This is a genomic window from Flavobacterium sp. GW821-FHT12A05, from assembly GCF_058807735.1.
On the sequence record NZ_JBXAQY010000002.1, the window covers coordinates 408,885 to 423,426 of the forward strand.

At 33.7% G+C, this 14,542-nt stretch carries 14 protein-coding genes; 5 read left to right on the plus strand and 9 right to left on the minus strand.

The features are described from left to right. The first annotated feature begins 94 nt into the window (after window positions 1–94). Window positions 95–811 carry a LytR/AlgR family response regulator transcription factor gene (locus tag AC1RRQ_RS05150; RefSeq protein ID WP_493021956.1) on the plus strand — a complete coding sequence of 239 codons (717 nt, stop codon included), beginning with the start codon at window positions 95–97 and terminating at the stop codon, window positions 809–811. Window positions 812–899: 88 nt separating this feature from the next. Here AC1RRQ_RS05150 and AC1RRQ_RS05155 read toward each other — a convergent pair whose 3' ends face one another. Next, window positions 900–1,418 (minus strand): gamma carbonic anhydrase family protein, encoded by a 519-nt coding sequence (locus AC1RRQ_RS05155; RefSeq protein WP_493021957.1) that lies wholly within the window; start codon window positions 1,416–1,418, stop codon window positions 900–902. 9 nt (window positions 1,419–1,427) lie between these two features. Beyond that, window positions 1,428–2,417 carry a PorP/SprF family type IX secretion system membrane protein gene (locus AC1RRQ_RS05160; protein ID WP_493021958.1) on the minus strand — a complete coding sequence of 330 codons (990 nt, stop codon included), beginning with the start codon at window positions 2,415–2,417 and terminating at the stop codon, window positions 1,428–1,430. Between the two features lie 143 nt (window positions 2,418–2,560). Here AC1RRQ_RS05160 and AC1RRQ_RS05165 point away from each other — a divergent pair, with 143 nt between their 5' ends. The 3 genes from AC1RRQ_RS05165 (at window position 2,561) to AC1RRQ_RS05175 (ending at window position 5,048) form a co-directional block, all read left to right on the plus strand. Further along, window positions 2,561–3,460 carry a NifU family protein gene (locus tag AC1RRQ_RS05165; protein ID WP_493021959.1) on the plus strand — a complete coding sequence of 300 codons (900 nt, stop codon included), beginning with the start codon at window positions 2,561–2,563 and terminating at the stop codon, window positions 3,458–3,460. Between the two features lie 391 nt (window positions 3,461–3,851). Continuing rightward, window positions 3,852–4,142: a YtxH domain-containing protein gene (locus tag AC1RRQ_RS05170; RefSeq protein ID WP_493021960.1), complete on the plus strand. Its 291-nt coding sequence runs from the start codon at window positions 3,852–3,854 to the stop codon at window positions 4,140–4,142. Window positions 4,143–4,235: 93 nt separating this feature from the next. Further along, entirely contained in the window at window positions 4,236–5,048 is an 813-nt protein-coding gene (locus AC1RRQ_RS05175; RefSeq protein ID WP_493021961.1) for a mechanosensitive ion channel family protein, read from the plus strand. 10 nt (window positions 5,049–5,058) lie between these two features. Here the strand turns inward: AC1RRQ_RS05175 and tsaB are convergent, their stop codons facing one another. From tsaB to AC1RRQ_RS05210, 7 genes are all read right to left on the minus strand, one after another. Further along, the gene (gene tsaB / locus AC1RRQ_RS05180) at window positions 5,059–5,730 is read right to left on the minus strand and encodes a tRNA (adenosine(37)-N6)-threonylcarbamoyltransferase complex dimerization subunit type 1 TsaB (RefSeq protein WP_493021962.1); all 672 of its coding nucleotides are present in this window, start codon (window positions 5,728–5,730) and stop codon (window positions 5,059–5,061) included. Between the two features lie 31 nt (window positions 5,731–5,761). After that, the gene (locus tag AC1RRQ_RS05185) at window positions 5,762–7,045 is read right to left on the minus strand and encodes an efflux RND transporter periplasmic adaptor subunit (RefSeq protein WP_493021963.1); all 1,284 of its coding nucleotides are present in this window, start codon (window positions 7,043–7,045) and stop codon (window positions 5,762–5,764) included. A gap of 6 nt (window positions 7,046–7,051) precedes the next feature. Continuing rightward, the gene (locus AC1RRQ_RS05190) at window positions 7,052–8,503 is read right to left on the minus strand and encodes a TolC family protein (RefSeq protein WP_493021964.1); all 1,452 of its coding nucleotides are present in this window, start codon (window positions 8,501–8,503) and stop codon (window positions 7,052–7,054) included. Between the two features lie 80 nt (window positions 8,504–8,583). Next, window positions 8,584–9,699 (minus strand): efflux RND transporter periplasmic adaptor subunit, encoded by a 1,116-nt coding sequence (locus AC1RRQ_RS05195; RefSeq protein WP_493021965.1) that lies wholly within the window; start codon window positions 9,697–9,699, stop codon window positions 8,584–8,586. Between the two features lie 40 nt (window positions 9,700–9,739). Beyond that, entirely contained in the window at window positions 9,740–11,005 is a 1,266-nt protein-coding gene (locus AC1RRQ_RS05200) for an ABC transporter permease (RefSeq protein WP_493021966.1), read from the minus strand. Between the two features lie 2 nt (window positions 11,006–11,007). Then, window positions 11,008–12,252, minus strand: a complete 1,245-nt coding sequence (locus AC1RRQ_RS05205; protein ID WP_493021967.1) for an ABC transporter permease — start codon at window positions 12,250–12,252, stop codon at window positions 11,008–11,010. Continuing rightward, window positions 12,245–12,946: an ABC transporter ATP-binding protein gene (locus tag AC1RRQ_RS05210; RefSeq protein ID WP_253787658.1), complete on the minus strand. Its 702-nt coding sequence runs from the start codon at window positions 12,944–12,946 to the stop codon at window positions 12,245–12,247. Before AC1RRQ_RS05210 ends, AC1RRQ_RS05205 begins: the two co-directional genes overlap by 8 nt. 178 nt (window positions 12,947–13,124) lie before the next feature. Here AC1RRQ_RS05210 and AC1RRQ_RS05215 point away from each other — a divergent pair, with 178 nt between their 5' ends. Continuing rightward, on the plus strand, window positions 13,125–14,531 hold the full coding sequence (locus AC1RRQ_RS05215) for a DUF4403 family protein (RefSeq protein WP_493021968.1): 1,407 nt from the start codon (window positions 13,125–13,127) through the stop codon (window positions 14,529–14,531). Window positions 14,532–14,542 lie beyond the last annotated feature (11 nt).

The window sequence follows — 14,542 nt, forward strand, 5'->3', positions numbered from 1 at the left end:
AGACAACTAGTATTTTATGATAATTTTAAAACTTAATTTACTGGTTTCAAACTACTTTTGACTGCCAAATAATTTAAAACTTAATTTACAACAGATGAAATGTGTAATTATAGATGACGAACCTTTAGCTGTTGAATTACTACGAGATTTTGTTCAAAAGGTCGATTCTCTGGAATTGGTCAGCACTTTTAACAATGCCATTGATGCCGTTGCGTTCATCAATCAAAATAACATCGACCTGATTTTTCTGGATATTCAAATGCCTCATTTTTCGGGAATCGATTTCTTAAATACAATTGAAAAGAAACCTTTGGTTATTTTCACTACCGCTTATTCTGATTATGCCGTTGAAGGATTTAATTTAGGAGCTGTTGATTATTTAGTAAAACCGATTCCGTTTCACCGCTTTTTAAAATCGGTTGTACGCGCGCAGCAAATAAGTAATCCTTCTGCTCCCGTTCAGGCGATTTCTGAAAATATTTCGACTCCTGAAGTTGAACAGGACTTTATGTTCGTAAGAGCCGAATATGAAAATGTAAAAATGAATTTTTCGGATATTTTGTTTATCGAAGGATTAAAAGATTACGTAAAAATATATACGACAGATAATAAATTTACGCTGACTTTAATCAGCTTAATAAAACTGGAAAATTTGCTTTCAAGCAAAGGATTTTCACGAATTCACCGATCTTATATTATCAATATAAAACACGTAAAATCGATTCAAAAAAATAAAGTCTTAATCAGCGACAAACGAATCCCGATAAGTGAAAGTTATAAAAATGCTTTCTTCGAGAAAATCAATTTATAAGTTTATTAAATTCCAAAAAAAAAATCCAAATTCCAAGAGTGTTAATCTTTTGGAATTTGGAATTTTATATTTTTTGAAACTTTGTATTTTATTCTTCGTCTTTAAACCAGCCCGAATACATTACATAATTGTTTGAAATACGTTCGATCTCGCCCGCAAAATCAGACTGATCAATATCTTTTACTTTTTTAGCAGGAACACCCGCAAAAATAGTCCCGGAAGGAACAACGGTATTTTGGGTTAAAACCGCTCCGGCTGCAATAATCGAATTACTTTCAACAACACAATTATCCATTACGATCGATCCCATGCCAATTAAAACATTGTCGTGAATCGTACATCCGTGCACAATGGCGTTGTGTCCAATCGAAACATTATTGCCAATAATCGTAGGATGTTTTTGATACGTACAGTGAATTATGGCGCCATCCTGAATATTTACTTTGTTTCCTATTTTAATAAAATGAACATCGCCGCGAACCACAGCATTAAACCAAACGCTGCAAGAATCTCCAAATGAAACATCTCCAACAATTGTCGCATTTTCAGCAACATAACAATCTTCTGGAATAGAAGGTGCTTTACCGTTTACAGATTTAATAAGCATAATAAAATTTTAATTAATTGCAGGACAATTACAATCGTAACGTTCCTTTCTACAAAATAAATCGATTCCTAAAGTAATCTGGTGATAACCACCGGTATCAAATTTCACATTTCCCGTAACCTGAGAATACGTATAAGCAAACATAAAGTTTTTATAATTTACACCAATAATAGGCGTAAAATATTGTAATTTTTGAGACGAAACACCACTTCCTTTAGTGTATTGCGCACCGTCAAAACTTCTTCTATAAGAGAATGCTGCCCACAAACTTCCAAAATCTAAATTCTTATATGCTTTTAAGTTTAAGTCGATAGATTTTTGTTTGGTCTGATCATAATATTGAAATAAAATAGACGGTTCCCAGGTAATTTTGTCTCTTTTTCCAAATACATATCCGGCGCTTAAAAGAAATTTCCTCAAATTATCACTTTCATAATCTGTATACAATTCTCTCCTGGTTTCAAGAAGTCCCTGAACTGTTGCATGCGCATAAAAATCAAGAAAATTGTATGATGCTCCAATATCCATATTGAAATAAGAATCTTTTTGAATTGAACCAAAAACGATTGGGTCAAAAGTATTCCCAAAATTTGTTTCGTCTAATTGATTTTGAGTCAAACCGCCGCTGATACCAAAAGAAAGCTGGTTCAAATCGAGTTCGTCTCTAGAAAACATAATATGGTGAGCATAAGTAAGCTTTACTCCTTTTTCTGAATGATAACCGTTTTTGTCGTTAAAAACAATAATTCCGGCTCCTGATCTCTCTCCTATCCTGCCGTTAAAACTTAAAGTCTGAAGAGCTGGCGCATCTTCTTGTCCAAACCATTGTTTTCTGGCTGTTAATCTAATTTTTGCGCAGTTTGAAGCACCCGCCATCGACGGATGAATTAAGTAATAGTTATCTGATAAATAATCTGAATAAACTGGAATTCCTTCTTGAGAATAAGAAAAGAACGAAGCAATTAAAAAAACAAATAAAAACTTGATTTTTAATTTCATAGTGACTAATTAGTTTATATAAATTTTGAACTCTTAATAATTTCGTACGAAATATTGGAAAAGAGTCTTAATTATTTTATTAAAAAATCAAATATAGGTATAAGTAGAAAATAACTTTAGTAAATTTGCAAAAAATTACTACCATGACAAAAATCACTATAAAAGAAACTCAAAATCCTACTATATTAAAGTTCGAATTTGAAGATTTCATTACTCAAAATCAAAGCTTTGAATTCAAAAACATTGACGAAGCGCAGGCCTCTCCTTTAGCACAGCAATTGTTTTATCTTCCGTTTGTAAAAACGGTTTATATCTCAGGAAATTTCATTGCAATCGAAAGATACAGCATTGTAGAATGGGATGATGTAAAAGATGCCGTTGCAGAACAAATCACTGCATTTGTAGACAAAGGCGGTGTTATTATTAAAGTAGACGAAAACAAAGCAAAAAAACAGCCTATTACGGTTTACGGAGAAACAACTCCAAACCCGGCAGCTTTAAAATTTGTGGTAAGCAGAATGTTAACCAGAAATGCGGTTGAATACAAAAATATCGATCAGACGGCTTCTTCTCCATTAGCACAGGAATTATTCAAATTTCCTTATGTAAAAGAAGTATTTATTGATGAGAACTATATTTCTGTAACCAAATACGAAATCAACGACTGGCAGGAAATTACATTAGAATTAAGAACTTTCATTAAACAATTTATCGAAAACGGAGGAACTGTTTTAGACGAAAGCTTAATTCAGACAACGACTAAAAATGATGTAACTAAAGACGAAGCATTTGACAAATTAGATGTTACTTCTCAGCAAATTATCAACATTTTAGAAGAATATGTAAAACCGGCAGTTGCGGCTGATGGAGGAAACATTGCTTTTGATTCTTATAATGAAGAAGACAAAACAGTAAAAGTAATTTTGCAAGGAGCTTGCAGCGGATGCCCGTCATCGACTTTTACTTTAAAAAGCGGTATCGAAAATATGCTGAAAAGCATGCTTAACGACGAAGGAATTAAAGTAGAAGCTTTAAACGCTTAATACTTTTTTAATTGATTTATACTAAAGCGTCTCATTTTGAGGCGCTTTTTTATTTAGGAATAATTCTTGAAAGGCATTAACGCATAGAGACATCGAGACTATTTAGTAATAAATGCTCCGGAGGAGCATAATATTTATAGCAATTATGTAGCCCGTGATTTAAAGCTCCAGAGGAGCGAAACATATATTGTTTAAAAATATGCCGCTCCTCTGGAGCTTTTTGTACATGGAAATAAATTATGCTATAAATATTATGCTCCGCTGGAGCCTTCTGTTTCTATGTCTTTAAAATTAAACCAAACTAATTCGTTATCAATTAATTATTCTAAAATTTAACTGTTATTCTGGAAAAACAATTAATATTGTAATCTAAACCAATTCACTAAAAACTATGGGATTAACTTCATTTTTCAAAAATTTATTTGGCTCAGCCAAAGAAACTGCCGATGATTTCGCAGATAAAGCCGAAAACACAATTGAAGAAGTAAAAGAAGCGGCTGCACCTTTTATAGAAAAAGCCGAAACTTTTGCCGAAGAAACAATTGCAAAAATTAGAGAAGCCTCAGATTCAATAGGCGATACAATTGAATCTCTAACTGCTGAAAATACAGATGATAATCTGGCAAAAGAAAGTGTAGTTGATGTGAGTGAAAAATTAATTACAGAAGATTCTGACAATTAATTAAAACTCTTTTCGCATAAAATGTAAAATATATCTATATTTGCAAAACTAATACGCCTTCTCCTATTGAGAAGGTTTTTTTATTCAAATAAAATGTACATCGATACCGAACAGTCCATCAGTTACACTACGAAGTTTATCAATATGTTAATTGATTATTCGCCAAAATTAATCTCTGCCATTTTAATTTTATTTATTGGTTTATACGCCATTAGATTAATAAACAGAGTGATTAGAAAAATAATGGTTAAGAGAAATCTTGACCCTACATTAACCAAATTCCTGGCCGATATTTTGTTGTGGGCGCTTCGAATTTTATTGTTCGTAACCTTTATTTCAAAACTCGGAATCGAGACTTCTTCATTCGTAACCATTTTGGGTGCAATGGGTCTTGCGGTTGGTTTATCGCTTCAGGGATCACTTTCGAATTTTGCGGGAGGTATGTTAATTATCGTATTTAAGCCTTTTAAAGTTGGCGATACAATCGAGGCACAAGGCGTTATCGCAACAGTTGTCGAAATTCAGATTTTTGTTACCAAAATGCTTACTGGAAATAATCAGACTGTTTTTGTTCCTAATGGAGCTTTGTCTAACGGAACGATAATTAATTATTCTATGCAGGGAGAAAGAAGAGCCGATTTGACCTTCTCCATTTCTTATGATTCAGATATTAAAAAGGCAAAAGATGTTCTTATGGATGTTTTAAACAAAAATCCTAAAGTACTTCAAAATCCTGCTCCTGAGGTTTTTGTAAAAAATCTGTCTGCAAGTTCAGTTGATTTTGCGGTGCGTCCGTGGGCGAAAAATGCAAATTATGGAGCTGTTTTTTCTGATACTTTAGAGAATTGTAAAACAGCTTTAGACGAAGCAGGAATTTCTGTTCAGCCGTTTACAATTCAAAAATAAAAATAGATTATTATTTTTTTGATGGCAGCGTCATCATAAAATCTTTTAAATAATAAGGTTCAAAATAAGCGACATCTACCGTGTCGCTTTTTTGGTATTTATCATAACTGATTTTACTCATTTCGTTTGCCGACGGATATTTGATTTCTTCCAGAAAAACAAAGTTTTCTCTGGTCAAAACCGGTTTGCATTTCTCGGCACAATCTCCAACAAAATAAACGGTTTCTTTGTATGAAGCAAAAGAATCTTCTGTAATAATTTCAGCCTGAATTTCTCTTTCAACTTCTAAATTGGCAGTAAAAACTTCGCTGTACACTTCCATTCTTCGTGCATCCAGCATTGGAATAATTTTACACTCAGAAGCTTTCACTTTCGATGCTAAAGTCTGTAACGTATCAACAGCAATAAGCGGCAGGTTTAATGCAAAACACAATCCTTTTGCTGCCGAAACTCCAATTCGTAAACCAGTATAAGAACCTGGCCCCTGACTTACCGCAATCGCAGCTAAATCCTGAACCGAAACTCCGGATTCTGCAATAACTTCTTCAATAAAAACATGAAGTTTCTCGGCATGCGAATATCCTTCTTCAGCAATTTCTTTACAGAGAATCGTTTCTCCATTTTTTGCAATTGATACTGAACAATTTTTGGTCGCTGTTTCGATATTGAGAATAAAAGACAATGTATGCAATTTTAAAATTAAAGATATTTTATTATTTCTTTGGAGCATCTGCTTTTTTAAGCTTTACTTTATCTCCAGAATTTAGTTCTTTAGAAACGGTTGTATATGGTCCTGTAATTACGACATCCCCAGATTTCAGCCCAGACATTACTTCAATATTAGTATCATCCTGAATTCCGGTTTTGATAACTCTGATTTTAGCTTTATCCCCTACTTTCACAAAAACGCATTCGAATTTCTTATCGTTTTTTGGAGCTGTTTTTTTCTCATTCGGATCATCTACTTTAAATTCAGTAACAGCCGTAGTATCAGACTTTACCACAACAGCACTAATTGGCACTGCCAAAACATTATTTTTAGTTGTCGTAATAATATCAACTGTAGCAGTCATTCCTGGTCTAAAAGGAGAATATGCAGCCGGTTTTCCTTCTAATAAATCCTGATACGATTCTTTTACAATACGAACTTTTACTTTAAAATTCGTAACCTGATCTGATGTTAAGGTTGTACTGGCAGAATTAGAAATACTGGTTACAATACCTTTAAATTTCTTTTTTAAGTAAGCATCGACTTCAACATTTGCTTCGTCTCCAATTTTAATTTTTACGATATCATTTTCATTAACATCAACTTCAACCTCCATATTATTAAGGTTGGCTACTCTTAAAAGTTCTGTTCCGGCCATTTGCTGTGTACCTAAAACACGCTCTCCTAATTCTACATTCAGCACTGAAATAGTACCATCTGCAGGAGCATAAATTGTAGTACGTCCTAAATTGTCTCTTGCTTCTGTAACAGATGCTGAGGCACTTTGAACATTATAATACGCATTTTGTTTGGTCGCTTTTGCAACTTCGTAGGTTGAAATCGCCTTATCCCAATCTGATTTTGAAATTACGCCTTTGTCGTACAAGGTTTTATTACGTTCGTAATTGGCTTTGGCTTCTTTAAAACTAGCTTCAGACTGTACTAAACCTGCCTTTGTTCCAGATAAATTTGCTACAGATCGCTCTAGTCCTGATGTATATAAATCAGGGTTTATTTTTACCAATAAATCGCCTTTTTTTACAACTTGACCTTCTTTTACATTTAACGCAATAATTTCACCGGAAACCATTGATGAAAGTTTTACTTCTATTTCCGGCTGAATTTTTCCAGTTGCCGAAACGGTTTCAACGATTGTCGAAGCAGCTACTTTAGAAATTTCAACTTCTTTTCCTTCATCTTTATTTCCTATTACTCCTTTAAATGCTATTAATGCAGTAATTATAATTATCGCCGCCCCAAGTAAGAAGTAAATTGTTTTTTTTGACATAATAAATTATTTTGTAATAATTGGAACAATTGGAATTCCGAAATAGAATTCAAGTATTTTAATCTTAAACATGTAATCGTATTTCGTTCTAATAACGTCAGACTGTGCATTGGTCAGCAAAGTTTGTGCTTGTGTAAAATCGAATGAATTCATTAAACCAACATCATACTTTTCTTTAGCGTAGTTATACGCCTGTTGTCTTGCTTCTAAAGTAACTGTTGATGATTCATAAGTATTTAAAGCTCCTTTTGCATCTGTAAATGCAGTGTAAACGTTACGTTGCAAATCTAAACTTTTTTGCTCTAAATCTATTTTAGATTTCTCTAAACTTACTTTGTTTCTTTCAACATTGTTTCTGGTAGAGAATCCGTTAAATATTGGAACCGAAAGCTGCAAACCAAAAGATTGTCCTTTATTATCATTAAACTGATCCAAAATTGGAGCTGCATTACCCAAAACAGAAGTACTATTATTACGAAGTACAGCCTGATTTGTTCCTTCTACAAATCCGATTTGAGTAGTTGGATTAGCTGTATTTGGAACAGATCCCGTAATGATATCAGAATAACTTGCTCTGGTATTAAAGTTGTAAAATGCACTTAAAGTTGGCTGATAAGCTCCTTTGGCAATAGTAACATTTTTTTCTGCAATTTCCAGATTTGTCTGAGCTAATTTTAATTCTGTTCTCGTTTCTTTTGCTTTATTATAAATATCAATTGGACTTTGTGCCATGATATTATTCTGATCCTGCAAGTTTGTATTATCGATTACATCGAAATCTGCAAATTCTTTTAATTGTAAAAGCTGTGCTAAACTTAATTTAGAAATCAATAAATTGTTTTCAGAAACCGCAATGTTTTGCTTATCTGTGGCAACAGTAGCTTTAAGATCAAATAAATCTCCACGCGGAATTGTTCCGGCATTTACCATTTCTTCAGAACGGGCATAGCGTTTTTCATCAATAGCTAACTGTTCCATTCTTACTTTTAAATTCTCTTTATTAGATAAGATTTGTAAAAATGCGCTGGCTACATTTAAAGAAATGTCTTCCTGCATTTTCAACAATTGGTATTTTGAAGCTATAATAGAAAGATTTGCTTTACGAAGTGTATTCTGATTTTGAAGCCCTTTGTAGATATCAACCCCAACAGAAGCTCCAATAGACGAATATTGTGTAGTTTGATTTTCAAGCAAACCTGTTGTAATGTTCTGGTTCAAACCAATATTCCAAGAGTGCGATGCATTTGCGTTTACTGATGGAAGATAATTTCCTATAGCGCCTCTTTTATCTATTGCCGCAGTTTTTAAATCTAACTCGGTTAATTTAATTGTGATGTTATTATCCAATGCATATTTCACACATTCCTCCAAAGTCCATTGTTTTGATTGTGCATGTCCGGCTAATCCAAAACCGAATAACATGGCAACAACAAGACTATTATATTTATTTATTTTCATATATTTTGAATGAAAGCGCAGTAAACCAACTACGCAAATTTAACATTTTTTAAAACCAAAAAACTCTTTATAATTTCAGCTTATTTTTTCTCTTTTTCGTCGATCAAACCTTGGTTCCAGATTTTAATTTTATCTGTGTTTTTGATCCCGCTTTTAACCTGAACATAAATTCCGTCGCTTACGCCTAAAACTAAATCTCTTCTTTCAAATTTTTGAGGAGTTGTTTCTATTTCAACATAAGGCTTTTGAGTTTTTTTGTCAAATTGTACTAATGATTCTTTTATAGCCATAACTTTCTCTGCTTTTTCAAGAATAATAGAAGCATTTGCACTTAGACCTGCTCTAATAAATGTTTCATCTCTATTTTCTAATCTGGCTTTTATTTCAAACTGAATTGCTCCGTTTTCTACTACTCCTTTTGGTGCGATATCAGTTAAAACAGCTTCAAATTTTTTATTTTCGATTGCTCCAACCGTGATTTCAATTGGCATTTTTTCTTTGATTTTTCCAACTTCAGATTCGTCAATTTTTCCAATAAAAATCATTCTTCCCACATCGGCAACACTTGCAATCGTAGTGCCTTCGTTAAAGTTATTACTTTCAATAACCTGGTTTCCTACTTTTACCGGAACCGCTAGAACCATTCCGTTTACTGTAGAACGAATTAAGGTATTCGCATAATTTCCCAATGACGAAGTTGTTCCTGTTTTTACAATATCCAAGCTTTGTTTTGCTGATGCATAATTTTGTTTTGCCTGTTTGTAAGCTAATTGTGCTGCATCAAAATCATTTGCAGAAATTACATCTTTATCAAAAAGTGTTTTTTGTCTTTGATAAATTTTCTCCTGATTATCTAAAGCGATTTTTGCAGTTTGTACTTGATTTTGAGTACTGCTTACATTAGATACGTTTGCCACAACTCTAATTTTGGCAATCATATCTCCTGCTTTAATTTTCTCTCCGGCTTTAATATAAACCTGTTCAATAATACCTGAGATGTTCGGTTTGATTAAGACTTCTTCATCAGGCTGAATGTTACCAGTAGCAATTGTATTTTTTACTATTGTTTTGGTTTCTGCTTTCTCCGTTTTAAAAACAACTGGTGATTCCTGATTCTTCGCGTACAAATAATAAAGTGCGCCAAAAAACACTACAGCAATTAAGATTAAAATGGTTACGGTTACTCCTTTTTTCATTTTGTTTTCGGTTTAATCGATTATTTTTTGATTGATAATTTTATTCTGTTCGTAAAGCATCTACAGGCTTTACATTAATTGCGGTCTGCGCCGGAATAAATCCTGCCAGCAAACCAGATCCTACTAATATTATTAAGGCAACAAATACAACTCCTAAATCAACACTTGGATTGGCAAACATAGTATCATTTCCTTGCGGCATCGAATCTAAAACCATATTTAAAATCGCAATGATTCCCGTTGCGACGGCAATACCCAGCATGCCTGAAATAATGGTTAAAAATATAGATTCTGATAATATCTGTCCGCGAATTGCCGCCGGCGTCGCGCCTAGTGCTCTTCTTATTCCAATTTCTTTGGTACGTTCTTTAACTACAATCAGCATAATATTCGAAATACCAATTACTCCCGAAATCAAAACTAATGTCCCTACGAAATAAGCAATGATTTTTAGAATATTAAACAAACTCTGTACTTTATTAAACTGCTCGTACAAGTCAAAATTTCCAACCGCTCTGTCGTCTGTAGGATTTACAGAATGCAGTGCTTTTATAATTTCTAAAATCTTCGGTTTTAATTCTGTAATAGAAGTTTCGTCTCTTGCGGTGAGCGCCATCCATCCTACTTTATCTCCGTAATTAAATGCCTGTTGAAAAGTGGTAAACGGAATAAAAATATTTTTTTGCTCCTGTTCTGCATTTCCACCTTGTTGTTTCGATTTATAAACCCCAACAACCATGAAATTAATTCCGTTGATTTTAATATAAGTTCCTACACATTCTTCCTCTTTTCCATACAGTTCACTGATTACTCCTTTACCAATTACACAAACCTTTCTTCTATCCAGAATATCTTGTTGGTTAACAAATCTTCCTTTTATAATATCCATTGGCTGTTGTTTAATCAGCTCCGGATAATCTCCATAAATGGTAAATGCAGAAGTTTTTGTACCGCGAACAACATTATTTGTTCCGTTAAAATCTCCCAGTTGGTTTCTTGGCGAAACATATAATAAATCAGGCAATGCTGCTTTTAAAGCCGTTACATCGCTGTTTCTAAAATCATAACGACGTATTTTCGGCAGCCCTTTATATGCTTTAGATGTGGTCTGACTCCACATAAACATCGTGTTTGTGGCGATTCCGTCAAATCCTTTTTTGATACCGTTTTCTAAACCATTACCTGCTGCGAGGAGAATTACCAAAATAAAGATTCCCCAAAAAACACCAAAAGCCGTCAGAATAGTTCTGAATGGGTTGGCCGTTAAGGCCTGTAAAATTTCGTCCCAATTATCTTTTTTAAACATAATTATTCGTCTCTAAGTGCTACAATAGGTTTAATTTTGGCTGCCCTATATGCCGGAAAAAAACCAGCAACAGCACCTGCAAATACAAGTAAAAATAATGTTGTCAAGGCAACACTAAAATCAACTTCGGGATTTCTAAAATATTCACTCTGCACCATCGGCCCAACAAATTCCAGCAATAATAAACTTGCCAAAAGACCAACAAAACCAGCTATTGTAGTAATAAAAATAGATTCGTGAAGTATCATTGTAATAATCGAAAACGGAGAAGCACCTAAAGCTTTACGTATTCCAATTTCTTTTGTTCTTTCTTTTACAATAATCAACATAATATTACTTACACCTACCACTCCGGCAATGATCGTACAAATCCCGACCCACCAAAAAAACAATCTGATGTAAAGATTTAAATCATAAAATTGTTTTGCGTCTTTAACCGAATTGTAAACTCCTACTCCTCCATCATCTTCGGGAGCCACCATGTTTTTACTTTTTAATAAGTCTTTTAAATCTTGCGTAAATTTTTCAGACTGTGCCAAAGCTTCGTCATAATTGTTTGTCTTTTTTAAAGTAAAAAACAAATTACTGATTTTATCGCCAGCCCCAAAAGTTCTTTGTACTGTGGTCAAAGGCAGATAAGCTCTTGTTTCTTCTCTTTCTCCTCCCGGATCTGTAAAAATTCCAATTACTTTAAAATTGATTTTGTTTATGGCAATTTCCTGTCCAATTGCTTCTTTGTCTTTAAACAAATCTGTTTTTAATTTCATCCCAATAACAGCCACTTTTTCATTATTCTGTAAATCTTTGCTGTTTACATATCGGCCTTGAACTATCGTTAGGTTTTCGATGCCTCCATAATCAGGATCAACCCCTCTATATTGATAATTTCCTGATTCTTTTCCGTAAGAGAAAGGCGCTCCCCAATAATTTTGAGTTGAAGCTCTCAAGTCTAATTTATCTTCAAATTTTTGAACAGACTGATTATAATCGCTATTTCGAAACTGAATCTGTCTCCCCGGATTTAAACCTTTGTACTCTTTTGTTGTTGTACCAGACCAAACTTCTATAATTCCTGCAGCATCGCGTTCAAACTGTTTTTCAATACCATTTTGAAGACCTTTACCGGCTCCAAGCAAAATCACCAAAATAAAAATTCCCGATGCTACCGAAATTCCCGTTAGAAATGTTCGGAGTCGGTTCTTAGAAATTGCCTCAAATATTTCCTGCCAGCGTTCAATATTAAACATAAGATGAAGCTCTAACTTGTTCTACTAATTTATCGTCGATAATTAATCCGTCTTTCAGGACCACATTTCTTTTGCACATTGCGGCAATATCAGGTTCATGTGTCACGATCAAAATTGTTTTTCCTTCGTCGTTAATTCCCTGAATAAGTTCCATAACCTCATAAGAAGTTTTAGTATCCAAAGCTCCCGTTGGCTCATCTGCAAGCAAAACTTTTGGGTTTGATGCCAATGCTCTTGCAATTGCCACACGCTGTTTCTGACCTCCCGAAAGCTCATTAGGCAGGTGATGAGAATGCGAACCTAAGCCTACTTTTTCAAGATATTTCATCGCGATATCATAACGTTCTTTTCGTTTTACACCTTGATAATACAAAGGCATAGCAACGTTATCCAGCGCTGATTTGTAATTTATTAAATTAAAAGACTGAAAAACAAAACCTAAAAATTTGTTTCGGTATTTTGAAGCTAAGGTTTCGTTTAGCTTTTTAATTGGAGTTTTATCTAAAATATAACTACCAGAATCGGCTTCATCCAAAATTCCTAAAATATTAAGAAGCGTAGATTTCCCAGACCCTGACGATCCCATAATCGCTACTAATTCTCCTTCGGCAATATTAAAATTAATCCCTTTCAACACATGCAATTCCGAACTCCCCATTTTATAGGATTTGTGCAAATCTTTAATTTCGATCATGGTATTGTTAAATTTTTAAAACAATAATAATATTTTTTATAAGTAAATTATGATAACAAAACGTTAATAATTCTACCATAGTATTTAAATAAGACGGCAATAGTTATCAAATGTTACACTTTGTCAATATAATTTAATTGTTTTCTTAATTTTGCTTCACTTAAAAAAATCATTAATTATGAAGTTTTTTTCAAAAATATCAGTGTTTGCGGTAACTGTCGTGTTTTTTAGCTGTTCCACAACTCAAAAATTAGAAACACTGAAGCCAGAACCGGATGATGCGAGTCCGTTAATTTATGATGCAAATCCATCATTTATTAATCTGCCTATTACAGTTAAACTGAATGACATTGAAAGCCAGACCAACGCGCTTTTAAACGGATTGATTTATGAAGACAACAATATCGAAGACGACGATATTGAAATGAAAATCTGGAAGCAGGCACCAATTAAAATTCAGAATGATCCAGCAAATCCGGACAAAAAGATAAAAACAATTCTTCCTTTAAAAGCCAATATTAAATATCGCATTGGAACCAAAAAACTGGGGGTAGAACTTTACGACACGCGTGAGTTTAATTTAAACGGAGTCATTACTTTATCCAGCGATGTTGCTTTGACAAACTGGAAATTAAATACTAAAACCGAATTCAAATCTTTAGACTGGAGCGAAAGTCCAACGATGACAATTTTTGGAAAAAACATGCCGATTACTTATTTGATAAATCCGGCTATTACCATTTTTAAATCAAAACTGGAGCACAAGATTGACGAAGCGATTGAGAAATCAATGGATTTTAAACCGAATGTTTTATCGGCATTAGAAAAAATCTGTACGCCGTTTCAAATGAGCGATACGTATGAAAGCTGGTTAAGAATTGTTCCTGTTGAAATTTATTCTACAAATGCCAAACTTAAAAACGATTCGTTTTTACTGGATATGGGAATGAAATGCAACATGGAAACCATTGTGGGCAAACAACCGGAATCTAAGTTCAATGCCAGCAAAATTGTTTTGAAACCGGTTACCAAAATTCCAAATCAGATTTCCGCCAATATTGCCGCAATTTCGAGTTATGTCGATGCTTCTAAAATCATGACGAAGAATTTTGCCGGACAGGAATTTGGTTCGGGAAGCAAAAAGGTTACGGTAAAAAACGTTTCTATTTGGCATAAAAACGGAAAGATGGTGATTGCGCTTGATGTTTTAGGTTCTATAAACGGTACGCTTTATTTAAACGGAACACCGCAATATAATGCACAAACCAAAGAAATTTATTTTGACAAACTTGATTATGTTCTCGATACTAAAAGTAAATTAATGCGGACTGCAAACTGGCTGGCGCAAGGTTATGTCTTAAGAAAAATGGAAGAAAGCTGTCGTTATTCTATACAGCCTAATTTAGAAGAGGGCAAAAAAAGCATGGCAGCATATCTTAAAAACTATTCGCCAATGCCGGGAGTTTTTGTAAACGGTAAAATGGAGGATATCCAGTTTGATAAAATTCAATTAACAAACCAGGCGATTATTGCTTTTATAAAAATAAACGGAACTGTAAATGTCTCCGTAAATGGATTGAAATAAAAAAAAGGCAG

Excerpts from the sequence above, each read along its gene's own strand:
- AC1RRQ_RS05205 (WP_493021967.1), bottom strand. The coding sequence starts at position 12,252 with ATGTTTAATATTGAACGCTGGCAGGAAATATTTGAGGCAATTTCTAAG.
- AC1RRQ_RS05195 (WP_493021965.1), bottom strand. The coding sequence starts at position 9,699 with ATGAAAAAAGGAGTAACCGTAACCATTTTAATCTTAATTGCTGTAGTG.
- AC1RRQ_RS05170 (WP_493021960.1), top strand. The coding sequence starts at position 3,852 with ATGGGATTAACTTCATTTTTCAAAAATTTATTTGGCTCAGCCAAAGAA.
- AC1RRQ_RS05165 (WP_493021959.1), top strand. The coding sequence starts at position 2,561 with ATGACAAAAATCACTATAAAAGAAACTCAAAATCCTACTATATTAAAG.
- AC1RRQ_RS05185 (WP_493021963.1), bottom strand. The coding sequence starts at position 7,045 with ATGTCAAAAAAAACAATTTACTTCTTACTTGGGGCGGCGATAATTATA.
- AC1RRQ_RS05190 (WP_493021964.1), bottom strand. The coding sequence starts at position 8,503 with ATGAAAATAAATAAATATAATAGTCTTGTTGTTGCCATGTTATTCGGT.
- AC1RRQ_RS05155 (WP_493021957.1), bottom strand. The coding sequence starts at position 1,418 with ATGCTTATTAAATCTGTAAACGGTAAAGCACCTTCTATTCCAGAAGAT.
- AC1RRQ_RS05200 (WP_493021966.1), bottom strand. The coding sequence starts at position 11,005 with ATGTTTAAAAAAGATAATTGGGACGAAATTTTACAGGCCTTAACGGCC.
- AC1RRQ_RS05210 (WP_253787658.1), bottom strand. The coding sequence starts at position 12,946 with ATGATCGAAATTAAAGATTTGCACAAATCCTATAAAATGGGGAGTTCG.
- AC1RRQ_RS05175 (WP_493021961.1), top strand. The coding sequence starts at position 4,236 with ATGTACATCGATACCGAACAGTCCATCAGTTACACTACGAAGTTTATC.
- AC1RRQ_RS05150 (WP_493021956.1), top strand. The coding sequence starts at position 95 with ATGAAATGTGTAATTATAGATGACGAACCTTTAGCTGTTGAATTACTA.
- AC1RRQ_RS05215 (WP_493021968.1), top strand. The coding sequence starts at position 13,125 with ATGAAGTTTTTTTCAAAAATATCAGTGTTTGCGGTAACTGTCGTGTTT.
- AC1RRQ_RS05160 (WP_493021958.1), bottom strand. The coding sequence starts at position 2,417 with ATGAAATTAAAAATCAAGTTTTTATTTGTTTTTTTAATTGCTTCGTTC.